The organism is Inquilinus sp. OTU3971 (assembly GCF_038440215.1).
The window spans coordinates 15,404-37,800 of record NZ_JASATH010000047.1 but is presented as its reverse complement, the minus strand read 5'-3'; the positions used below and the strand labels follow the sequence as shown (position 1 = coordinate 37,800).

Below are 22,397 nucleotides of genomic sequence, written 5' to 3'. Positions count from 1 at the left end.
TATGAAAAACATCACAGTTTCCGTGGACGATCACACCTATCGCCGCGCCCGCATGAAGGCCGCCGAGCGAGACACTTCCGTCTCGGCCCTGGTCAAGCAATTCCTGAACGAGCTGGCCCAGGAGGAAAGCGAAACCGAACGATTGAAGCGTGAGGAGGCCAAGTTGCGGGCCTCGATACGCTCATTCCGTGCGTCCGACCGCCTGTCACGCGACGACATCCACGGACGCGGCGCCTGAAATTGGGTCCGTTCCTCGACACCAACATCCTGCTGTATTCCGTCAGCAGCGCAGCGGAGGAAATGAAGAAGCGCGACCGGGCTCTGGCGCTGCTGGACCGCGATGACTGCGTTCTTTCCGTGCAGGTGCTGCAGGAATTCTACGTGCAGGCGACCAGGGCGTCACGACCCGACCCCCTTCCCCACGACATCGCGGTGGGCCTGATCCGCACCTGGCTGCGCTTCCAGATCCAGGAGAACACCGTCGCGATCCTGAAAGCGGCGCTGGAGATCAAGGCGCTTCACCAGTTCTCATTCTGGGACAGCGCCATTGTCGCCGCAGCCCGCGCCGCCGGCTGCCGTGAGCTCCATTCCGAAGACATGTCACACGGCCGCACCATCGACGGCGTGACCATCATCAATCCGTTCCGGTGACGTCCCCCGCCTGAGGCACCGCCCCTACTCCGCCGCCAGCTTCGGCGCGGCCGGGGTGCGCAGGGTGGCCAGCAGCTCGGCCTCACGCGCCTTGGCCTTGTCCAGGGCCTCGTCCTTGATGTGGCCATAGCCGCGGATCTGCTCCGGCACCCGGGCGATGGCGACGCAGACGGCGTGGGTGTCCGGCCCCAGCCGGGCCAGCAGCTCCTCCACCACCGCCTCGTAATCGGTGATCAGCTGCCGCTCGGCCTTGCGCTCAGCGGTCCGGCCGAACGGGTCGAGGGCGGTGCCGCGCAGCCGCTTCATCCGCGCCAGCAGGCCGAAGGCCCGCAGCATCCAGGGGCCGAAGGTGCGCTTCTTCAGATGGCCGGTCTCCGGGTCCTTCTCGGAGAAGGACGGCGGCGCCAGGTGGAACTGCAGCTTGTAGTCGCCCTCGAACTGGGCCTCGAGCTGCTTCAGGAAGGTGCCGTCGGTGTACAGCCGGGCGACCTCGTACTCGTCCTTGTAGGCCAGCAGCTTGTAGTAGTTGCGGGCCACCGCCTCGGTCAGGTCCTCGCGGCCCAGCTTCGCTTCCGCGGCGCGCACCTTGCCGACCAGCGTGCTGAACCGCGCGGCATAGGCGGCGTCCTGATAGGCCGTCAGCTGCTCGACCCGGCGGGCGATCGTCTCGTCCAGGGTGCGCGACAGCCGGTGCCCCTCCTCCTGCGGCGGCGTCGCCAGCCGCTCGACCGTGGCGAGGTCGTGGGCGGCGCGGCGGCCCCACAGGAAGGCGGCCTTGTTCATGGCAACCGCGGTGCCGTTCAGCTCGATCGCCCGCTCCAGCGCCTCGTGCGACACCGGCACCAGCCCCTTCTGCCAGGCATAGCCGAGCATGAACAGGTTGGTGGCGATGCTGTCGCCGAGCAGCGCGGTGGCCAGGCGGGTGGCGTCGACCGCGTCCAGCAGCGCCGGGTCGCCGCCGTTCTTCGCCACCGCCTCCAGCATCGACTTGCCGGGGACGACGAAGTCCGGGTTGCGGGTGAAGGCGCCGGTGATGGTCTCGTGGCTGTTCACCACCTGCCGGGTCAGGCCGGGATGGATCTTCGACTGCGCCTCGCCCGAGGCGGCGACGACCAGGTCGCAGCCCAGCATCAGCCTGGCGCCGCCGGCAGCGATGCGCACGGCGTGGATGTCGGCCGGATCGCGGGCGATGCGGACATGGCTGACCACGGCGCCGCCCTTCTGGGCCAGGCCGGCCTGGTCGAGCACCGAGACGCCCTTGCCCTCGAGATGCGAGGCCATGCCCAGGAGCGCGCCGATGGTGATCACGCCGGTGCCGCCGATGCCGGTGATCATGATGCCGTAGGGCTGGTCCAGCGACGGCAGCGTCGGTTCGGGCAGCGCCGGGAACAGGCTGCCCTCCGCGGCCGGCTTCGGCTTGCGCAGCTTGCCGCCCAGCACCGAGACGAAGGACGGGCAGAAGCCGTTGACGCAGGAATAGTCCTTGTTGCAGCTCGACTGGTCGATCGCGCGCTTGCGGCCGAACTCGGTCTCCACCGGCACCACCGACAGGCAGTTCGAGACCTTCGAGCAGTCGCCGCAGCCCTCGCACACCGCCTCGTTGATGAACACCCGGCGGGCCGGGTCCTCCATCAGGCCGCGCTTGCGGCGGCGACGCTTCTCGGCGGCGCAGGTCTGGTCGTAGATCATCACCGAGACGCCGGGCGTGTCGCGCAGCCGCTGCTGGACGTGGTCGAGCTCGTCGCGGTGCTCGACCGGCACGCCCGCCGGCAGCAGCTTGCTCTGCGTCCCCCGCTCGCCATAGATCTCCGGCCGGTCGGTGACCACGACCAGGGTCTGGACGCCCTCGGCCTTCAACTGGGCCGCGATCATCGGCACGGTGAGGGTGCCGTCGACCGGTTGGCCGCCGGTCATCGCCACGGCGTCGTTGAACAGGATCTTGTAGGTGGCGTTGACGCCCGCGGCCAGCGCCGCGCGGATGGCCAGGCTGCCGGAGTGGAAATAGGTGCCGTCGCCGAGATTGACGAAGACGTGCCTGGTGTCGGTGAACGGCGCCTGGCCGATCCAGGCCGCGCCCTCGCCGCCCATCTGGCTGAAGGTCTCGGCTTTGCGGTCGGGCATCCAGGTCGCCATGTAGTGGCAGCCGATGCCGGCCATGGCGCGGCTGCCCTCGGGCACCCGGGTCGAGGTGTTGTGCGGGCAGCCGGAGCAGAAAAACGGCACCCGGTCGACCGCCGCCTTGACGATCTTCTTCTGGCCCTCGCGCTCCTCCAGGTAGCGCACCCGCTCGGCCAGGCCGGGATGGTCCAGGTACTTCAGCAGGCGCTTGCCGATGGCGACCGCGATCTGGGCCGGGGTCAGCTCGCCGGTCGAGGGCAGGATCCAGTCGCGCTTCTCGTCGAACTTGCCGACGATCACCGGCCGCTTGTCGGCCTGCCAGTTGTACAGCTGCTCCTTCAGCTGGTTCTCGATCAGCGCGCGCTTCTCCTCGACCACGATCAGCTCGTCGAGGCCTTCGGCGAAGGCGCGCACCCCGGTCGGCTCCAGCGGCCAGGGCATGCCGACCTTGTAGATGCAGATGCCCAGCTGCGCCGCCAGCGCCCGGTCGATGCCGAGGTCGTCCAGCGCCTGGCGGACGTCGAGATAGGATTTGCCGGTGGTGACGATGCCGAAGCGGTGCCGGCCGCTGTCATAGACCAGGTGGTCGAGCTTGTTGGCGCGGGCGAAGGCGAGCGCGGCATACAGCTTGTCGCGCATCAGCCGCTCCTCCTGCACCAGCGGCGGGTCGGGCCAGCGGATGTTCAGCCCGCCGGGCGGCATCGCGAAATCCTCGGGCAGCACGATCTGGACCCGGTTCGGGTCGACATGCACCGAGGCCGAGCTGTCGACGTTCTCGGCGATGGTCTTGAAGCCGACCCACAGGCCGGAATAGCGGCTCATCGCCCAGCCATAGAGGCCGTAATCCAGGATCTCCTGGACATTCGTCGGGTTCAGAACCGGCATCATATGGGCGATGAAGGCGTGCTCGGACTGGTGCGGCACGGTCGAGGATTTGCAGGCATGGTCGTCGCCGGCCAGGGCCAGGACGCCGCCGAATTTCGAGGTGCCGGCGAAGTTGGCGTGCTTGAACACGTCGCCGGTGCGGTCGACGCCCGGGCCCTTGCCGTACCAGATGCCGAAGACGCCGTCATGCTTGGCGCCGGGCCAAAGGCCGACCTGCTGGCTGCCCCAGACCGCGGTGGCGCCGAGATCCTCGTTCAGCCCAGGCTGGAACTCGATGTTCTGCTTCTGCAGGAATTTGCGCGCCGCCCACAGCGCCTGGTCGTAGCCGCCGAGCGGCGAGCCGCGATAGCCGGAGATGAAGCAGGCGGTGTTCAGCCCGGCGGCTTCGTCGCGCCGGCGCTGCATCAGGGGCAGGCGGACCAGCGCCTGGATGCCGGTGAGATAGATGCGGCCGGAGTCGAGGGTGTACTTGTCCTCGAGGCTCACGGAAGCAAGCGCCGTTGCCGTCATCGATGCCTCCCGAAAGACCGCCGGTCTGTCGCCGCGGCCACCCCTCAATAGGTAATCTTCTTTCGCCCCGGGGACAATCGCACCAGGGCCTCTCCGGCAAGAAAGCAACGGAAACCCGACAGTATTGCTGTCCTTGATCCAAGATGTCCGGCTTTGCCGAAAACGCGACGGAAACGAACCCGAAAGGGCGCGTGCGACACCGCCGGGGGTGACGGATCGGCCTTGTGTCCCTAGATAGGTCGGGCGGCCGGGCCCGGTCGCGCGACCTCCGGTTGGATCATGGCCGACGAAGAGAACAGTTTTGGTGGCCGCCTGCGCCGCTACGCCCGCGTCTCCGGCGCCATGGGCGGCCTCGCCGCCCGGGTGGCGGGCGAGCGCTATCTCGGCCTCAAGGTCGACCGCGAGGCGCATGCCAACGAGCTGCGGGCGGCGCTGGGCGGGCTGAAGGGCCCGCTGATGAAGGTGGCGCAGATGCTGTCCACCATCCCGGAGGCGGTGCCGAAGGAATATGCGCAGGAGCTGCAGCACCTGCAGGCCAACGCCCCGTCGATGGGCTGGCCCTTCGTCAAGCGCCGGATGGCGAGCGAGCTGGGCCAGGCCTGGCAGGGCCGGTTCCAGAGCTTCGAGCACGAGGCGGCGGCCGCGGCCTCGCTCGGCCAGGTGCACCGGGCGGTCGGGCTCGACGGTCGGCGCCTGGCCTGCAAGCTGCAGTATCCGGACATGCAGTCGGCGGTCGAGGCCGACCTGAAGCAGCTGAAGCTGATCCTCGGCATCTTCGAGCGCTACGACAAGACCGTCTCGACCAAGCAGATCCACGCCGAGATCTCGGAGCGGCTGCGCGAGGAGCTGGACTACGCGCTCGAGGCCCGGCACTCGCAGCTCTATGCCGAGATGCTGGCGAAGGAGCCGAACGTGCATGTGCCGGAGGTGGTGCCGGAGCTGTCGACCAGGCGCCTCCTGACCACCACCTGGCAGGACGGCGAGGGGATCCTGACCTTCGTCCAGGGCAGCGAGGAGCAGCGGGCGCAGCTGGCGCTCAACATGTTCCGGGCCTGGTATGTGCCGCTCTACTATTACGGCGTGATCCATGGCGACCCGCATCTCGGCAACTACACGGTGCGGCCGGACGATTCGATCAACCTGCTCGATTTCGGCTGCGTCCGGGTGTTCCCGCCCAGCTTCGTCGGCGCCGTGATCGAGCTGTACCGGGCGCTGGAGACCAACGACCGCGACCGGGCGGTCGAGGCCTACCGGACCTGGGGCTTCAAGAACATCACCAACGAGCTGGCCGACGTGCTGAACGTCTGGGCCGGCTTCCTGTACGGCCCGATCCTGGAGAACAAGGTGCGGCTGATCGGCGAGGCCAAGAACGGCGTCTACGGCCGCGAGACCGCCGAGCAGGTGCATAGGGAGCTGCGCCGGGTCGGCGGGGTCGAGGTGCCGCGCGAATTCGTGTTCATGGACCGGGCGGCGCTCGGCCTAGGCTCGGTCTTCATCCACCTCAAGGCCCGGGTGAACTGGCACAGCCTGTTCAACGAGCTGATCGCCGATTTCGACCAGGCCATCCTGGCCAAGCGGCAGGCCGCGATCCTGAAGAAGCACGGCCTGACGCCGCCGGTGGCCAGCGCCTGACCGAGCCCAAGCGGGACGCAGCCATGCGGGGCACTGAAACGCTGGATCGGCGGTTTCCATGGGAGGACAATGCCCATGGACTTGAAAGCCCCGGAGGCTGCATGACCATCCAGCACCTGCTCGTCCCCCTCAGCGGCCATGCCGGCGACCGCGCCGCGCTCGATGCCGCCCTGCGCGTCGGCCGGCGCTTCGACGCCTCGGTCGAGGTGCTGTCGCTCCGCCCCGACCCGCAGCGGGTCCTGGCCTATACCGGGGCCGAGATGGCGGTCGCCACCAGCATGCTGCTGGAGGGCGCCGAGAGGGCCTCGAACGAGGTCGCCGCCCGCAACCGCGCCGTGTTCGAGGCCGCCAAGGCCGAGACGGGCGCCGGGCCCGAGGTCGAGTTCCGCGAGGAGACCGGCGGCGAGACCGCGGCGATCGGCCATCGCGGCACCGTCGCCGACCTGATCGTGACGCCCGGCCCGGGCCAGGACCCGAACGCCAGCCGGGCGGTGCTGGAGGCGGCGCTGTTCGAGACCGGCCGCGCGGTGCTGATCGTTCCCGGCGCGGTATCGGAGGATTTCGCCGAGCGCATCCTGGTCGCCTGGGACGGCGGCAAGGAGGCGTCGCGCAGCGTCGCCGCCGCCCTGCCCTTCCTGGAGGCGGCGACCACCGTCAGCGTCTATACCCGCGACGAGGGCGAGGACCGGTGCACCGCGGCCGAGCTGGTGCGCTATCTCAGCCGCCACGGCGCGCCGGCGAACCGGATCGCCGAGGACGACCCGAAGCAGGGGGTCGACGCCGCCATCCTGGCCGCGGCCCAGCGCGCCAATGCCGGGTTGATCGTCATGGGCGGCTACAGCCACAGCCGGTTCCGCGAGATGATCCTGGGCGGCGTCACCGAGCACATGCTGTTCCACGCCGACCGCCCGGTGCTGATGGCGCATTGACCCTGCCGACGCGGGGCTTTCCGCGTCCGGGCGCTTCCGCTAGTCTCGGGCTGCCGTCAGCGATGACGGCAGCCACGGACGAGGATTTCCGGTGACCATCGCCGGCACCCAGCACGACGCCAACTCCACCGCCTGCGGCGGCGGATGGGTCGTGCCTGCCCTCGTTCCCACCATCGGGCGACCGTTCCCGGCGCGCTGACCGCGTCCGGACCGTCCAAGCCAAGGCTTCCCAGCCTCACGCAACGCTCCCGGGCCCGGTCCGCGCCGCGGTCCCGTGCGTCGTTGCGTCCGGACCGTCCGTTCCTGCCTGCACGCCAGGCATCTCCCCACGCCAGGAACACCTCCGATGACACAGAGCAAGACCACCGCCGTCACCCCCACGCGCGCGGACGACTATGCCGGCTGGTACCAGGCCGTCGTGCGCGCCGCCGATCTGGCCGAGCCCGCCCCCGTGCGCGGCTGCATGACGATCAAGCCCTGGGGCTACGGCATCTGGGAGCGGATCCAGGCGATCCTCGACCGCCGCTTCAAGGAGACCGGCCACCGCAACTGCTACTTCCCCCTGTTCATTCCCCTGCAGTACCTGCAGGCGGAGGCCGAGCATGTCGAAGGCTTCGCCGCCGAGGTGGCGATGGTGACGCATCACCGCCTGGCCAATGTCGGCGGCCGGCTGCAGGTCGACGCGCCCCTCGAGGAGCCCCTGGTCGTGCGCCCGACCTCGGAGACGATCGTCGGCGAGGCGTTCTCGCGCTGGATCCAGTCGCACCGCGACCTGCCCGTGCTGATCAACCAATGGGCCAATGTGGTGCGCTGGGAGAAGCGGCCCCGCATCTTCCTGCGGACCTCCGAGTTCCTCTGGCAGGAGGGACACACCGCCCACGCCACCGAGGCCGAGGCGGTCGAGGAGACCGAGCGCATGCTGGGCATCTACCGCGAGGTGGCCGAGGACGCCCTGGCGCTGCCCGTGATCGCCGGCCGCAAGACGACGCGGGAGAAGTTCCCCGGCGCGGTCATCACCCTGTGCATCGAGGCGATGATGCAGGACGGCCGCGCCCTGCAATCCGGCACCTCCCACTTCCTGGGGCAGAACTTCGCCCGGGCCGCCGGCATCCGCTTCACCGATGCGGACGGCACCGTCAAGCTGCCCTACACCACCTCCTGGGGCGCCTCGACCCGGCTGATCGGCGCGCTGATCATGACCCACAGCGACGATGACGGGCTGCGCCTGCCGCCCGCGGTGGCGCCCGACCAGGTCGCGATCCTGCCCGTGCTGCGCGGCACGCCCGAGGATGCCGCCGTCCTGGCCCGCTGCGACGAGATTGCCGGACGGCTCCGACGAGAATCCTGGCGGGGCGAGGCGGTGCGCGTCACGATCGACCGGCGCCCCGGCAGCGGTTCCGCCAAGCGCTGGGACTGGGTGCGCAAGGGCGTGCCGGTGATCGTGGAGCTGGGCGCCCGCGACCTCGCCGCCGGCCGGATCACCACCTGGCGCCGCGACCGGCTGCAGGACGGCAAGGCGGAGACCGGGCTGGACGCGTTCATCGCCGCCCTGCCCGGCCAGCTCTCCGCGATCCAGACCGCCCTCCTCGCCGAGGCCCGCACCTATCGCGACGCCCGCCTGCGCGACGCATCGACCCTGGACGAGGCCCGCGCCCTGCTCGGCGATGGCGGCGCCGACGGCTACCGCAGCGGGGCCGGCTTCGTGCGCGTGCCCTGGAGCGGGTCGGAGGCGGAGGAGGCCGCGCTGGCCGAGATCGGCGTCACGGTCCGCTGCCTGGTCCCGGCCGAGGACGGCGCCCCCGGCACCGCCGCCGGGACGCCCGACCGGGCGATCCTGGCCCGCGCCTACTGACCGGCAGCTTCGTTGGGTTCGCGGCACGCGAACCCAATATCGCGCAGCCTGAACCCGGTTGGGTTCGCCATGGCGAACCCAACCTACGCAGAAATCACCCGGCGCCGGACGCACTCAGCCGGCCGCCGCGCGGTGCTCCTCGCGGGCGGCCTGCCAGACTTCCCTCGCCGCGTCGGCATTCATGGCCGCGATACCGAGGCCGACGATCAGGTCGGGCCAGGCCGACAGCGTATACGCCGTGAGCAGGCCGGCGGCGACGATCGCGACATTGGCCAGGGCGTCGTTGCGCGCCGAGAGGAAGGCGGCCTTGGTGAGGCTGCCGCTGCGCCCCCGGAAGCGGGCGAGCATCAGGGCGCAGCAGAGATTGACCGCGAGCGCGCCCAGGCCGGTCAGCGACAGCGCCAGCGGCTCCGGCGGCGTCGGGGCTGCGAATTTGTCCCAGGCGGTCCACAGCGTCGCCAGGCCGGGAACGAGGATGATCCCGGCCAGCGCCATCCCGACCCTGGCACGACGGCGCGCCGTCCATCCGAGCGCCGCGAGGATCAGGAGATTGATCGACGCGTCTTCGAGGAAATCGACGCTGTCGGCGAAGAGCGATACGGAGCCGATGGCGAGCGCAACCGCGAACTCGACACCGAAATAGCCGAGATTGAGGAGAGCAACCGCGCGAACGGCCCGCCGCAGGCCCTGGTCGGGCACCGACATGTCCATCTGGCCAGGCTCCTCAGCGACGGCGGGAGGCTGTCAACGGCGCCAGCCCGTCGGCCAGCATCTCGACCAGGCCCCGGGCGTAGTCCCCGTCCGGGTCCAGGTCGGGGTCGTAGATGGTGACGTCGAGGCCGAGGCAGCGCGGCGAGGCCAGGAAGCCGCGCAGCAGTTCCGCCAGCCCGTCGAAATCCAGCCCCGGGCTGCCGGGCGAATCCACCGCCGGCATCACCGCCTGGTCGAGGATGTCGACGTCGAGATGCACCCAGAACGGGATTGTGGGCGTCCGGTCCAGCACCGCGAAGCTGCGGCGCAGCCCCTGCTCCGGCCCGATCTCCAAGAGCTCGAACATGTCGATCCGGGTGATCGCGGTGTCGGCGATGTCCTCCCAGCCCCAGTCCGGGTCGCGGCCCTCGCGCTCGCCGATCTGGATCGCCCGCTCGGCCGGCACCAGCGGGTCCGGCGCGCCGTCCCAGCGCAGCATCAGCGGGTCGCCCAGGCCGATCGCCAGCGCCAGGTCCATGCCGGCGGCCGAATGCAGCGGGAAGTCCTCGTAGTTGCCGGGGTGGCGGAAATCGCTGTGGCCGTCGAGATGGACCAGCGCCAGATCCGAATGCCGCCGCGCCCCGGCCAGGGCGCCGATCAGGATCGAGCAGTCGCCGCCGACCACCACCGGGAACAGCCGATCGCGCAGCGCCGAGTCCACGGCATCGGCGACCTGCTGGTTGAAGCGGCGGATCGCCGGGCCGTTGCGCAGCACGGTGCCGGGCTGCGGGTCGGTGCTGTAGCGCGGCCGGTCCAGATCGACCGTCCGCGTCGGCGCCAGCCGCGCCGCCAGCCCGGCTTCGGTCAGCACCTCCGGCGCCCGCCAGGTGCCGGGCTCATGCCCCGGCCGCAGCGGCCGGAGCCCGAGATTGGACGGCGCCCGGATCAGCGCCGTGCCGGCGATGCCCTCGATCGGATATCCCATGATTCCCTCCCATCCGGATCGGAGTATGGCCGGGAACGCGGGACCCGTCTCGGCCAGTTCCTCGTGCACGCCAACCGCCCCTTCGAGCGGCGCATCGCAACTTGACTTGCTACCTACTAGAAGGTAGAAAATCTTTATGAGCAGCCCTCCTTCCACTGCCGACGATATCCTGGCCTGTGCGCGATCTCTGATCGTCGCCGGGGGCTACAACGGCTTCAGCTATGCCGACATTGCCGAAGTGGTCGGCATTCGCAAGCCAAGCATCCATCATCACTTCCCGAGCAAGGCCGATCTGGTCCGCACGCTCGTCTCTCGCTACCGCGAAGACGCCGAGGCGGGACTTGCACAGATCGAAAGCCATGTCACCGATCCGGCAGAGCAACTCCGAGCCTATTTGGGATTTTGGGAGACGTGCATCACGGATGCGAGCCTGTCATTCTGTGTCTGCGCCCTTCTCGCGACCGAACTTCCCATGCTGCCGGAAGCGGTGGCGGTTGAGGTCAAGGCGCATTTCCGCTTCTTGTCGGCGTGGCTGACTTCGGTGCTCGAACGCGGGATGCGGCAGGGTCGCCTCCAACTCGCGAGCGCGCCCCGCGTGGAGGCGGAGGCTTTCATGGCGACCGTCCACGGAGCGATGGTGTCAGCCCGGGCCTATGGCGACCCGACGATGTTTGCCGTCATCACGGCTCCTCTGCTCGACCGGCTGTCCAGCTGATCCTCCCAGGCGGGCTGCTGCCCGCCATCGGCGCCCAGCGGCGCGCCGCACCGAAACCGATGCAGTAAACCGCGCATCGAGACTACCGACTAGTCGGTAGATAAATTGTCGACTTCGAGGAAGCGCCCTCGAGGTCCGCCCGTAGTCGAAAGGACGTTCGATGACCGACCAACCTATGGATCTCACCAGTGCTCAGGAACGATGGTTGAGGTTCTACTACTTCGCTCGAGCGGCGTTTTCCGCCCTATGGGTGGCCGCGGCGTTCACTCTCGGGCAGCGCGCATCGGCGATCGCAGCGGTTTTGCTGATCGCCTATCCTGCATGGGATGCCCTGGCGAACTACGCCGATGCGTCGCGAAGCGGCGGGCTCGGCCGGAACCGCACGCAAAGCATCAACGTCGCCGTAAGTCTGATCACCGCCGTCGCCGTCGCTGTGACTCTGCAGACGAGCATGAACGCGGTGCTCGGGGTGTTCGGCGTCTGGGCCATACTCTCCGGATTGTTGCAGCTCGGCACCGCGGTTCGCCGGTGGACGAGCTATGGCGCGCAGTGGGCGATGATCCTGAGCGGCGGCCAATCGGCGCTGGCCGGCGTGGTCTTCATCGTGCAGGCGCGGATGCCGACGCCGCCGTCGATCACCGCTCTCGCCGGCTATGCTGCCGTGGGCGCGATCTACTTCCTGGCATCGGCGGCATGGCTGTCGGTCAGCGCGTTGCGCCGCACGGGAAAAGCGAGGGCGAGCTGACAGGGGATGACCCGCTCCTCCGCTTCGGGCCGCATCCGGGCGGTGGCAGGCCGCCTGTGAAGCGCGACCAGGGCGAGAAGGGCATTGCGTGGAGGCCCGAAACGCCTGACCGGGCACGGAGCGCCTACTCGTCCCGCCCGCGGCCGGTGATCAGCCGGGCGCTGCGCTGGCCGGTGGTGTAGATCCACAGCCAGCTCAGCGCCACGGTCAGGCGGTTGCGCAGCCCGATCAGGAAGTAGATGTGGGCAAAGCCCCAGATCCACCACGCCAGCCAGCCGCGCAGCTTGATCCAGCCGAAATCGATCACCGCGGCGCGCTTGCCGATGGTGGCCAGGCTGCCGGCATGCTTGTAGCGGAACGACCGCGCCTCCGCCTTGCCCTCCAGCCGGGCCCGGATGGTGTCGGCGACATGCTGGCCCTGCTGCTTGGCGGCCGGAGCGATGCCGGGCAGCGGCTGGCCGTTCCAGGCGTCGAGCCGGGCGGTGTCGCCGACCACGAAGATCTCGGGATGGCCGGGCAGTGTCAGGTCGGGCGCGACCATCACCCGGCCGGCGCGGTCGGCTTCGGCCCCCAGCCAGATCGCGGCCGGCGAAGCCTGCACGCCGGCGGCCCAGATGATGGTCTTCGCCGGGATCCGCTCCGTCGCCAGCGCCACGCCCTCGGCGTCGCAGGCGGTCACGGCACGGCCGGTGAGGATCTCCGCCCCCAGCCCCTCCAGCGCCGCCTTGGCATAGGCCGACAGGTCCTCCGGGAAGGCCGGCAGCACCCGCGGCCCGGCCTCGACCAGCAGGATCCGCGCCTCCTTCGGATTGAGCGCACGGAAATCCTTGACCATGGTGTGGTGCGCCAGCTCGGCGATGGTGCCGGCGATCTCCACCCCGGTCGGCCCGCCGCCGACGATGACGAAGGTCAGCAGCGCCCGGCGCACCGCCGGGTCGGTCTCGGTCTCCGCCCGCTCGAAGGCCATCAGGATGCGGCGGCGGATGGCGGTGGCGTCGTCGATGTCCTTCAGCCCGGGGGCGAAAGGCTCCCAGTCGTCATGGCCGAAATAGGCGTGGCGGGCGCCGGTCGCGACCAGCAGCGTGTCGTAGGGCACCCGCTCGTCGCCCAGCTGCACCTGCCGGCCGGCCATGTCGACGCCGGTGACCTCGCCCAGGATGGTCCGCACCTCCGGCCGCCGCGCCACCAGGTGGCGGACCGGCCAGGCGATCTCCGATGGCGCCAGCGACGCGGTGGCGACCTGGTACAGAAGCGGCTGGAACAAATGGTGGTTGCGACGGTCGATCAGGGTGATGTCGACCGGCGCGCCCTTGAGACGGAGCACGGCCTGCAGCCCGCCGAAGCCGGCGCCGATGACGACCACGCGGTGACGCGCTTCGGCCATGATGATCCCTCGCCGTGAGACTTGTCTCACCGTCCGATATTGCGGTGCGGCGAGCAAGGGCCAGGGTGTCGCTGGGAGTCAGCCTTCCGGCACCAGCGCCGCGACCTCGTCCCGGCCCTCGCCGCGCAGCCCTTCGACCACGCCGGCACGATCGGCGGCAGGACGGTTCTGGCTCATCTTCCACTTGCCCTCCAGCCGGGCGATCGGCAGGGCGAAGCCGACGATGCCCTTGAGCTGGGCGCGGACGAAATCCGCCGGCGCGTCGGCCACCGCCCAGGGCGCGGCCCGGCCGCCCTCGTGCCGCCGGGTCAGCCGGGTCACCAGGTCGAGCAGCCGGTCGGCGTCGTCGAACATCTCCAGCGGCCCGCGGGCGTGGATGGCGACATAGTTCCAGGTCGGCACCACCTTGCCGGTCTGGCGCTTGGTCTCATACCAGGACGGCGTGATGTAGGCGTCCGGCCCCTGGAAGATCGCCAGCGCCTCCACCCCCGCCAGGCCGCCGGCGGCATGCGGGTTGGCCTTGGCGAGGTGGCCATACAGCGTGCCGTTCGGCCCGGCCTCGGCATCCAGCAGCATCGGCACATGGCTGGCGACGAGACCGTCGGCGCCGAGGCTGACCAGCGTGGCCAGGCCGGCCTCGCGGATGGCGGCGTGCAGGATCTCGATCCGGTCTTCCCGGAAGGCGGGCGGGACATACATGGCAGGTCCTGGGCAGCAAGGCGGGCGCTGGACAGATGGCGATGAATCGGACTGGCCGCCAGGACCAATCGGCCCGGAACGACCGGTCCAATTCCAGTCGGCGCAGCGGCGGCATGCGCCCTTGGCAGGGCCGCGCGCTTCCGCCATGCCGGCCCTTGCTGCTATATCCCGCCTCAGCCCCTTCCCGCCTTGCATCTGGACCAAGCCGATGATCCCCCGCTACAGCCGCCCCGAGATGACCCGGATCTGGGAGCCGGAGAACAAGTACCGGATCTGGCTGGACATCGAGGTCGCGGCGCTGGAGGCGATGGCCCAGTTGGGCATCGTGCCGGAGTCGGCGGTCAAGGCGGTGCGCGAGCGCGGCAACTTCAATGTCGAGCGCATCGACGAGATCGAGCGCGAGACCCGGCACGACGTCATCGCCTTCCTGACCAACCTGGCCGAATATGTCGGGCCCGAGGCGCGCTTCGTGCACCAGGGCATGACCTCGTCCGACGTGCTGGACACCACGCTGTCGATCCAGCTGTCCCAGGCGATCGACCTGCTGATCGCCGATGTCGACGGCCTGCTGGCGGCGCTGCGGCGGCGGGCGGAGGAGCACCGGCACACCCTGACCGTCGGCCGCAGCCACGGCATCCATGCCGAGCCGACCACCTTCGGCCTGAAGCTGGCCGGCCACTGGGCCGCCTTCCGCCGCAACCGCGACCGGCTGGTGCAGGCCCGGCGCGAGATCGCCACCTGCGCCATCTCCGGTCCGGTCGGCACCTTCGCCTCGGTCGACCCCTTCGTCGAGCGCTACGTCGCCGACAAGCTGGGGCTGCAGGTCGAGCCGGTGTCGACCCAGGTGATCCCGCGCGACCGCCACGCCATGGTGTTCTCGGTGTTCGGCGTCGTCGCCTCGTCGATCGAGAACCTGGCTATCGAGATCCGGCACCTGCAGCGCACCGAGGTGCGCGAGGCGGAGGAGTTCTTCCACCCGGGCCAGAAGGGCTCGTCGGCGATGCCGCACAAGCGCAACCCGGTGCTGACCGAGAACCTGACCGGCCTGGCCCGGCTGGTGCGCGCCGCCGTGGTGCCGGCGATGGAGAATGTGGCGCTGTGGCACGAGCGCGACATCAGCCATTCCTCGGTCGAGCGGATGCAGGCGCCCGACGCCACCGTCACCCTGGACTTCGCCCTGTCGCGCCTGACCGGCGTGGTCGACAAGCTGCTGATCTATCCGGAGCGGATGAAGGCCAATCTGGAATCGCTCGGCGGCCTGGTGTTCTCGCAGCGCGTGCTGCTGGCCCTGACCCAGGCCGGGGTCAGCCGCGAGGACGCCTACACCCTGGTCCAGCGCAACGCGATGAAGGTGTGGCACGAGGGCGGCAGCTTCCTCGACCGGCTGGCGGCCGACCCGGAGGTGACGATCCCGCGCGAGACCCTGGCGCACGCCTTCAGCTACGACTTCTACACCAAGCACGTGGACGACATCTTCGCCCGCGTCTTTACGGAATAGTACCCGCCGTTCAAGTCGCTAAACCGTCATGGCGAGCCCCGAAGGGCGTGGCCATCCAGCGGCACCACCCCCTGGATGGCCACGTCGCTGCGCTCCTCGCCATGACGATCCGATAGACTCGACAGGTCGTGATGTCCTGCGGTTGATAGAACAGCTGCCGGAGGCTGGACGATGGACAAGAGCAAGCTTTCGCAGGCCAGCATCGCGGCGCAGGCGCTGGGCTGGGTCGACCCGGTGACCAAGGCGGTCACCCCGGCGATCCACCCCTCCTCCACCTATATCCGCGACCCGGACAACCAGTACCGGTCCGGCCGGATCTACGCCCGGGACAACAACCCGAGCTTCGACCAGGCCGAGGCGGTGCTGGCGGCGCTGGAGGGGGCCGAGGGCGCCGCCGTCTTCGCCTCCGGCATGGCCGCGGCGACCGCGGTGTTCCTGGCGCTGGCGCCGGGTGACCATGTGCTGGCGCCGAAGGTGATGTACTGGTCGCTGCGCAACTGGCTCTTGACCGAGGCCACTCGCTGGGGGCTGCAGGTCGAGCTGGTCGACACCCATGACATCGACGCCGTCCGCGCCGCGCTGCGCCCGGGCGAGACGAAGCTGGTGTGGCTGGAGACGCCGGCCAACCCGCTGTGGACCGTCACCGACATCGCCGCGGTGGCCGAAGCGGCACACGCCGCCGGGGCACGGGTGGCGGTCGATTCCACCGTCGCGACGCCGGTGCTGACCCGGCCGCTGGCGCTGGGCGCCGACCTGGTGATGCATTCGGCGACCAAGTACCTGAACGGCCATTCCGACGTCATCGCCGGGGCGCTGGCCACCGCCCGCGACGACGAGACCTGGCAGCGGATCAAGCGCCTCCGGGCCCAGAACGGCGCCGTGCTCGGCCCGTTCGAGGCCTGGCTGCTGCTGCGTGGCATGCGCACGCTGGTGCCGCGGGTGCGCCAAGCCTCGGCCACGGCGCTGGCGATCGCCGAGCATTTCCGCGGCCACGATCTGGTCTCCGCCGTGCTCTATCCCGGCCTGGACGATGCGCCGGGCCATGCCGTCGCCGCCCGGCAGATGCAGGGCGGCTTCGGCGGCATGCTGTCGGTGCGGGTCAAGGCCGGCGCCCAGGCCGCGATCGCCACGGCAGCGGCGGTCGAACTGTGGAAGCGCGCCACCTCCCTGGGCGGGGTCGAGAGCCTGATCGAGCACCGCGCCAGCGTCGAGGGCCCGACCAGCCCGGTGCCCGACGACCTGCTGCGCCTCTCCGCCGGCATCGAGGACCCGTCCGAGCTGATCGCCGATCTCGACGAGGCGCTGCGGGCGGCCGTCGCCTGACGACGGGCCCTCACGCCTCCAGCACCCCGTCGACCGCGGCTGCGACCAGGCGGGCATAGGGGCCGCCGCGACGCAGCAGCTCCTCGTGCCGGCCAGTCTCGACGATGCGGCCGCCCTCCAGCATCAGGATCCCGTCGGCGCTGCGGATGGTCGACAGGCGGTGGGCGATGACCAGGGTGGTGCGGCCGCGCCGCAGCTCGCGCACCGCCGCCTGCAGCGCCTGCTCGCTCTCGGTGTCCAGGTTCGACACCGCCTCGTCCATCACCAGCACCGGCGCGTTCTGCAGGAAGGCGCGGGCGATGGCGATGCGCTGGCGCTGGCCGCCCGACAGCCGCGCCCCGCGCTCGCCGCAGGGCGTGCCGTAGCCCTGCGGCAGGGCGCGGATGAAGCCGTCGGCCTGGGCCAGCCGGGCCGCTTGCTGCACGTCCTCCTCGGTCGCATCCGGCCGGCCGAGGCGGATGTTGTCGACGACCGGCAGGTCGAACAGATGCACGTCCTGCGGCACGACGGCGACGCGCCGGCGCAACTCCGCCAGCGGCAGGTCGCGCAGATCGTGGCCGCCGAGGGTGATACGGCCGGCCGCCGGGTCCCAGAACCGCATCATCAGGCTGGCGCAGGTGCTCTTGCCGGCGCCGGAGCGGCCGACCAGCGCCACCGTCTCGCCGGCCGCGAGGACGGCGTCGAAGCCGCGCAGCACATGTCCGCGCTCGTCGTCATAGCCGAAGCCGACGCCTTCGAACCGGATCTCCGGCGCCAGCGCCTCGGCCGGCCGGGCCCGGCCGCGATCCTCGACCTGCGGCGCCTGGCGCAGGATGGTCAGCACCCGCCGCGTCGCCGCCTGCAGCGCGCCGAGCTGGCGGCCGGTCTCGGTCACCTGGGTGATCGGCGCCAGCGCGGCGCCGGCCAGCACCAGGGCCGGCGGGAACAGCGCCATCGGCAGCGCGCCCTGCGCCGCCAGGCCGGCACCGGTGGCCAGCACCGCCAGCACGGCCAGCGCCAGCAGGATGTCGATCGCAGCGGCCTCCAGCCCCGCCCTCGCGCCGTAGCGCAGCTGGTGGCCGTGCAGCGCCGCCGTCCGCCGCATCAGCCGGTCGAGATAGCGCCGGCCATGGCCGAAGATCGCGAGCTCGCGCAGGCCCTGGACGCCCTCCACCACCTCGGCGTTGAGGTGGCCGAGCTCGGCCCGCAGCGCCTCGCCCTGCTGCCCGGCGCGGCGCGCCAGCCAGAACGGGATCGACGCCACCAGCGGCAGGAACGGGGCCAGCACCAGCGCCAGCAGCGGGTGGATCACAGCCAGCGCGACCAGCGCCGCCAGCGGCACCAGCGCGGCGCCGACATAGTCGCCGAGCAGATGGGCGAAGAAACTCTCCAGCATCTCGGCGTCGCCGGTCGCGGTGCCGGCCAGATCGCCGGTGCGGCGGCCGAGGACATAGCCGGGCGCCGCCCGCTCCAAGCCGTCGAACAGGCCGAGCTGCAGGTCCTCGATCAGGGCGAAAGCCAGGTCGTGGCCGAAATACGATTGGCCCCAGCGGGCCAGCGCCGTGACCATCACCCCGGCGGCGAGGGCCCAGGCGGCGGGCTGCAGCATCGGCCCGGCGGTGCCGGTGATGGCGCCGCCGACCAGCCAGGCGCCGGTGGCCAGCGTCGCCAGCATGCCCAGCTGGGCCAGAGTGCCGCACAGCGCGGTCAGGGCCAGCCCGGCGGGCCGGCGGGCGGCGACCGGCAGCAGGTCGCGCAGGCGGTAGCGGGGCGCGGCCCCGGCGGTCAGTTCGATCGTGGTCATGCGACGGCTCCCTGGGCCTGGGCAAGGCGGGCGTAGCGCCGGCCATCCGCCAGCAGCGCCTCGTGCCGCCCCTCCTCCACCACCCGGCCCTGGTCGAGCACCAGGATGCGGTCGGCCTTGCGGATGGTGGAAAGGCGGTGGGCGATGACGAGGGTGGTGCGGTTGCGGAACAGCCGCTCCAGCGCGTCCTGGATCGCCTGCTCGCTGGCGGCGTCGACGCTCGACGTCGCCTCGTCCAGCACCAGGATCGGCGCGTTCTTCAAGAGCGCCCGGGCGATGGCGATGCGCTGGCGCTGGCCGCCCGAGAGCAGCGCGCCGCGCTCGCCCACCTCGGTGTCGTAGCCCTCGGGCAGGGACTGGATGAAGTCATGGGCGTTGGCGGCGCGGGTGGCCTCGACCAGCTCGTCCAGCCCTGCCTCCGGCCGGGCGATGCGCAGGTTGTCGGCGACCGTGCCGGGGAACAGATGGGTGTCCTGCGACACCACCGCGATCTTCTCCCGAAGGACTGCCAGCGGCAGGTCGCGGATGTCGATGCCGCCGACCCGGATGCCGCCGCGCGCCGGATCGAAGAAACGCAGCAGCAGGGCCACGATTGTCGACTTGCCGGCGCCGGACGGGCCGACCAGCGCCACAACCTCGCCCTCCTCCACCCGCAGCGACACCTCGTCCAGCGTCGGCCCTTCCGCCCCGTCATAGGCGAAGCTGACGCGGTCGAAGGCGATGCCGGCGGCCAGCGGCGCCGGGGTCGGCAGGCGCGGCGCATCGATCACCGCCGGCTGCGCCGCCAGCAGGGCCGCGATCTCCTTCCCCGCGCCGATGCCGGCCCAGGCGGCGTGCAGCGCCTGGTCCATGCGCTCGATCGGCCGGAACGCCTCGCGCGCCAGGAACAGCGCCAGCAGCAGACCGGCCGGCGCCAGCTCGCCCGCCGAGACGCGCCAGGCGCCCCAGGCCAGCACCGCGGCGACGCCGCCGAGCGAGCACAGCGTCGTCACCCCGTCGCGCATCAGCGTGACGCTGAGCTCGCGCATCGATTCCCGCCGCAGCCTAGCGGCGTGCTCCGACAGCTCCTGCCGCCGCCGGCCGACGGCGTTGAACGCCTTCAGCGTCACCAGCCCCTGGATGCTGTCGAGCAGGAAGGCGCCGAACACGGCCATGGCGGCGAAGATCCCGGTCGACCGCGGCATGCGCCAGGCCAGCCACAGCGAGTTGACCAGCGGCGCCAGGATCACGAAGACGGCCAGGACGGCAGCGGATGTGGGATCCAGCACAGCCAGGCAGACCAGCACTGCGAGCGGCCCGAGCACGGCGACGATCACCGAGGGCAGGTAGCGTGCGACATAGGCCTCGACCGCCTCGACCCCGCCGACCAGCGTCGCCTGGATCTCGCCGGTCCGGCGCTCGGTGGCGAAGCCGGGGCCGAGCTGCAGCAGCCGCTCGAACAGGCGCCGGCGCAGCGCCAGCTTGGTCTTCTGGGCGGCGCGCTGGGCCGCCAGCTCGGCCAGCCAGACCAGCCCCGCCCGCAGCAGCACCAGCCCGGCCAGGAGGCCGATCCACGGCAGCACCGGTGCCAGCCCCTGCCCCTGCAGCAGCCCGCCCGCGACCAGCGCCAGCAGCACGCCCTGGCCGAGATTGGCCGCGGTGACGGCCAGCCCCAGCCCGGCGCCCAGCGCCACCTCGCCCCCGACCGGCCCGGCCAGGGACAGCATCGTCCGGTTGATCATCATGACGGCCACGCTCCGCAACCGATGGAACCGCCTTCGCGAGGTCGGTGGACTACTGATGACTGACCGGCGGTCATTGAGTCAATGAAGAAATGCAAATGAGAGTTGATCGCATCCGCTCGACGCCTGGAGACGCTGCCGGGAGCGTGGGTCGGGGTCCGGCTCCGCCGCGGTCCGTCGCATCGCCTTCATCGACAGGTTGTTGCGGAACGCCGGAACAAATCGCCGCCCCATGTCTTGTGTGAAGACCATGCTGATGGCAGACCGAATGACGAACGACGGCCGGAGCCTCGCGCAGACGCTGCACTTCTGGTTCCGCATCCAGGGCCAGAACTGGGAGGACGGATTTCCGCCCAGCCCGGAGGAGACATGCTGGATCTCCCTGGCGATGGTGGCGGCGCGCCAGGGCAGCCTGGGGCGGACCCAGGAATGCATTCTGCACGCGATCCTGCAGGACCTCGCCCCTCCCCAGGAGACCGGAGACTACAGCCTCGCCAGCTTCCGGCGCGATCTCTCCGCCTTCCAGACCCGATATCTCGACAGCCGCTAAAATCCCTGGAAAATCCGTAGGATAAATTATTCGCAAGGGTCCGCTTCCGGGTTGCCAAATGTCCCGATCCAAGGGATCGTCGACCGTTGATTTCTGGGAGGTCCCTATGGATCGGCCGACACGCATCGTTCCACCGATCCGCTTCACCTCGACCGAGGGCGACGAGGCGTCGATCGCCGCTGCCGCCACGCTGGTCGAGCATCTCGACGCCCTCTACGACACGCTGCTCGACCCCAGGCGCCGGGAGGCGCATGTCGCCGGCACGCTGCGGACCAAGCACCTCGACACCATCGAGCAGCTGCTGTTCCGGGTGACCGACGAGATGGGCCGCGGCGCACCGCAGCTCAGCGACGCGCTGCGGACCCAGGCGGCGCTGCTGATCGGCCAGTACCGGCTGATGGACACGCCGGTGCGGGCCGGCCGGAGCGAGGACCGGCCGGCGCTCTGATCCGCCCCTAGAAGCGGCCCGCCGTCGCCACCCAATCCGCAAAACTGCGGACCATCGTCGACACATGCTCGGGATCGTCGGCGAGTTCGGCCAGCTCCCACAGGCGGTGCATGCCGGTCAGGATGGTGATCCGCCGGTGGTCGAGCCCCAGCCCGGTCAGCGCCTCATACGCCGCCACGAGCCGGGCGGTGAGGTCGGGCGACACGAAGCTCGAATAGACGAACTCCTGGTGCAGCGGGCCGAGGCCCGAATCCGCGAAATCGTAGATGCCGTTGAGCCGCTGCCGGCCATGGTCGAACGCCATGTTCCAGCCATGCCCGTCGAAGAAGCCGTAGATCGCCTCATGCGGCTCGGCCGGCAGCCGGTCATAGGCGGAGAGCACATGCTCCGCCATCGGGCGCAGCTCCGGCGTCAGCGCCGGCAGCGCCTTGGCGCCAATCCTGTCCGCCCCGCCCCACTCCTCGACCGGCCCGGCGCCGGCGGCCGCCATCCGGCCGGGATCGAGCCGGTGCAGCTCGGCGTGGAAGCGCGCCAGATCCTCGGCGAGCCGCCGGCGGGCTGCCTCCGGCAGCTCGTCATAGTGCCGCGTCAGCAGATGCTCACCCGGGATCTTGGCGTGCCGGGAGAACAGGGGCGGCCCCTCTTCGAGCATGAGATCGGGGACCGGCAGCGACACCGCGGGCCGGATCATGGCCAGCAGCGCGGCCTCCTTGCGCAGCCGCCCTGCCGCCGCCTCGTGGCGCGGGAACTTGAAGACCAGGCCGTCCGCCTCGACCGCCGTCGAATCCCAGCTCTCCGCCAGCAGCCGGAAGTCCGACGCGGCGAGGTCGGGGAAGGCGCGAAGGATCGCGGCGCGATACCGATCGAGATCCGTCATCAGGCTTTCCTGCGAAGCGCGGCACCGCCAGTATCACGGAAACGACGACCACGGGAGGGGTCGATGATCGAGGCATCCTGCCATTGCGGCGCCGTCCGCATGGCGATCGACACGCCGCCGGAGGAGGTGACGGCCTGCGACTGTTCGATCTGCCGCAAGCTCGGCGTGCTCTGGGCCTATTACGCGCCGCAGCAGGTCCGGCTGACCGCCGCGCCGGACGCCACGCTGGTCTATCTGTGGAACCGCATGGCGCTGGAGTTCCACACCTGCCGGACCTGCGGCTGCACCACGCATTGGGCCCATGTCGACCGCACCTATCACCGCATGGCGGTGAATGCGCGGCTGATGGAACCGGCGGTGCCGGCCGCGACCAGGGTCCGCGAACTCTCCAACAGCGGCTAG

Annotated in this window: 20 protein-coding genes; 12 read left to right on the top strand and 8 right to left on the bottom strand. The window is 70.5% G+C overall.

What is annotated here, in order from left to right; all coding sequences use genetic code 11:
- Position 1 precedes the first annotated feature (1 nt).
- On the top strand, positions 2-238 hold the full coding sequence (locus AAHM41_RS14325; RefSeq protein ID WP_342237228.1) for a hypothetical protein: 237 nt from the start codon (positions 2-4) through the stop codon (positions 236-238).
- 2 nt (positions 239-240) lie between these two features.
- Positions 241-651 (top strand): PIN domain-containing protein, encoded by a 411-nt coding sequence (locus AAHM41_RS14320; protein ID WP_342237227.1) that lies wholly within the window; start codon positions 241-243, stop codon positions 649-651.
- Positions 652-675: 24 nt separating this feature from the next.
- Here AAHM41_RS14320 and AAHM41_RS14315 read toward each other — a convergent pair whose 3' ends face one another.
- A complete protein-coding gene (locus AAHM41_RS14315) occupies positions 676-4,164 on the bottom strand; it encodes an indolepyruvate ferredoxin oxidoreductase family protein (protein ID WP_342237226.1) in 3,489 nt (1,162 codons plus the stop codon).
- A 279-nt stretch (positions 4,165-4,443) separates the two neighbouring features.
- Between AAHM41_RS14315 and AAHM41_RS14310 the strand changes: the two genes are divergently transcribed.
- The 3 genes from AAHM41_RS14310 to AAHM41_RS14300 all read left to right on the top strand — a co-directional run bounded on the left by AAHM41_RS14310 (position 4,444) and on the right by AAHM41_RS14300 (position 8,577).
- On the top strand, positions 4,444-5,796 hold the full coding sequence (locus AAHM41_RS14310; protein WP_342237225.1) for an ABC1 kinase family protein: 1,353 nt from the start codon (positions 4,444-4,446) through the stop codon (positions 5,794-5,796).
- 101 nt (positions 5,797-5,897) lie between these two features.
- Positions 5,898-6,725 carry a universal stress protein gene (locus AAHM41_RS14305; protein WP_342237224.1) on the top strand — a complete coding sequence of 276 codons (828 nt, stop codon included), beginning with the start codon at positions 5,898-5,900 and terminating at the stop codon, positions 6,723-6,725.
- A gap of 346 nt (positions 6,726-7,071) precedes the next feature.
- Positions 7,072-8,577: an aminoacyl--tRNA ligase-related protein gene (locus AAHM41_RS14300; RefSeq protein WP_342237223.1), complete on the top strand. Its 1,506-nt coding sequence runs from the start codon at positions 7,072-7,074 to the stop codon at positions 8,575-8,577.
- Positions 8,578-8,691: 114 nt separating this feature from the next.
- Here the strand turns inward: AAHM41_RS14300 and AAHM41_RS14295 are convergent, their stop codons facing one another.
- Positions 8,692-9,288 (bottom strand): cation diffusion facilitator family transporter, encoded by a 597-nt coding sequence (locus AAHM41_RS14295; RefSeq protein ID WP_342237222.1) that lies wholly within the window; start codon positions 9,286-9,288, stop codon positions 8,692-8,694.
- 13 nt (positions 9,289-9,301) lie between these two features.
- On the bottom strand, positions 9,302-10,252 hold the full coding sequence (locus AAHM41_RS14290) for an arginase family protein (RefSeq protein WP_342237221.1): 951 nt from the start codon (positions 10,250-10,252) through the stop codon (positions 9,302-9,304).
- 136 nt (positions 10,253-10,388) lie between these two features.
- Between AAHM41_RS14290 and AAHM41_RS14285 the strand changes: the two genes are divergently transcribed.
- Positions 10,389-10,967 (top strand): TetR/AcrR family transcriptional regulator, encoded by a 579-nt coding sequence (locus AAHM41_RS14285; protein ID WP_342237220.1) that lies wholly within the window; start codon positions 10,389-10,391, stop codon positions 10,965-10,967.
- Positions 10,968-11,127: 160 nt separating this feature from the next.
- Positions 11,128-11,712: a DUF308 domain-containing protein gene (locus AAHM41_RS14280; RefSeq protein WP_342237219.1), complete on the top strand. Its 585-nt coding sequence runs from the start codon at positions 11,128-11,130 to the stop codon at positions 11,710-11,712.
- A 124-nt stretch (positions 11,713-11,836) separates the two neighbouring features.
- Here AAHM41_RS14280 and AAHM41_RS14275 read toward each other — a convergent pair whose 3' ends face one another.
- Both AAHM41_RS14275 and AAHM41_RS14270 read right to left on the bottom strand, forming a co-directional pair.
- Entirely contained in the window at positions 11,837-13,096 is a 1,260-nt protein-coding gene (locus AAHM41_RS14275; RefSeq protein ID WP_342237218.1) for an NAD(P)/FAD-dependent oxidoreductase, read from the bottom strand.
- Positions 13,097-13,174: 78 nt separating this feature from the next.
- Complete coding sequence (locus tag AAHM41_RS14270; RefSeq protein ID WP_342237217.1) at positions 13,175-13,795, bottom strand: FMN-binding negative transcriptional regulator; 621 nt, start codon at positions 13,793-13,795, stop codon at positions 13,175-13,177.
- Between the two features lie 208 nt (positions 13,796-14,003).
- Between AAHM41_RS14270 and purB the strand changes: the two genes are divergently transcribed.
- Positions 14,004-15,293 (top strand): adenylosuccinate lyase, encoded by a 1,290-nt coding sequence (gene purB / locus AAHM41_RS14265; protein WP_342237216.1) that lies wholly within the window; start codon positions 14,004-14,006, stop codon positions 15,291-15,293.
- Between the two features lie 171 nt (positions 15,294-15,464).
- Positions 15,465-16,616, top strand: a complete 1,152-nt coding sequence (locus AAHM41_RS14260) for a trans-sulfuration enzyme family protein (protein WP_342237215.1) — start codon at positions 15,465-15,467, stop codon at positions 16,614-16,616.
- Positions 16,617-16,626: 10 nt separating this feature from the next.
- Here AAHM41_RS14260 and AAHM41_RS14255 read toward each other — a convergent pair whose 3' ends face one another.
- Both AAHM41_RS14255 and AAHM41_RS14250 read right to left on the bottom strand, forming a co-directional pair.
- Positions 16,627-18,399, bottom strand: a complete 1,773-nt coding sequence (locus AAHM41_RS14255; protein ID WP_342237214.1) for an ABC transporter ATP-binding protein — start codon at positions 18,397-18,399, stop codon at positions 16,627-16,629.
- Entirely contained in the window at positions 18,396-20,123 is a 1,728-nt protein-coding gene (locus AAHM41_RS14250) for an ABC transporter ATP-binding protein (protein WP_342237213.1), read from the bottom strand. The genes AAHM41_RS14255 and AAHM41_RS14250 overlap by 4 nt, the downstream gene beginning before the upstream one ends.
- Positions 20,124-20,388: 265 nt before the next feature.
- Here AAHM41_RS14250 and AAHM41_RS14245 point away from each other — a divergent pair, with 265 nt between their 5' ends.
- Positions 20,389-20,670 (top strand): hypothetical protein, encoded by a 282-nt coding sequence (locus tag AAHM41_RS14245; RefSeq protein WP_342237212.1) that lies wholly within the window; start codon positions 20,389-20,391, stop codon positions 20,668-20,670.
- Positions 20,671-20,776: 106 nt separating this feature from the next.
- A complete protein-coding gene (locus tag AAHM41_RS14240; protein ID WP_342237211.1) occupies positions 20,777-21,118 on the top strand; it encodes a hypothetical protein in 342 nt (113 codons plus the stop codon).
- 7 nt (positions 21,119-21,125) lie between these two features.
- On the opposite strand, the gene AAHM41_RS14235 is transcribed toward AAHM41_RS14240, so the two are convergent.
- Positions 21,126-21,995: a phosphotransferase family protein gene (locus AAHM41_RS14235; RefSeq protein ID WP_342237210.1), complete on the bottom strand. Its 870-nt coding sequence runs from the start codon at positions 21,993-21,995 to the stop codon at positions 21,126-21,128.
- Between the two features lie 63 nt (positions 21,996-22,058).
- Between AAHM41_RS14235 and AAHM41_RS14230 the strand changes: the two genes are divergently transcribed.
- Positions 22,059-22,397, top strand: coding sequence for a GFA family protein (locus AAHM41_RS14230; protein ID WP_342237209.1), 339 nt, complete (start codon positions 22,059-22,061; stop codon positions 22,395-22,397).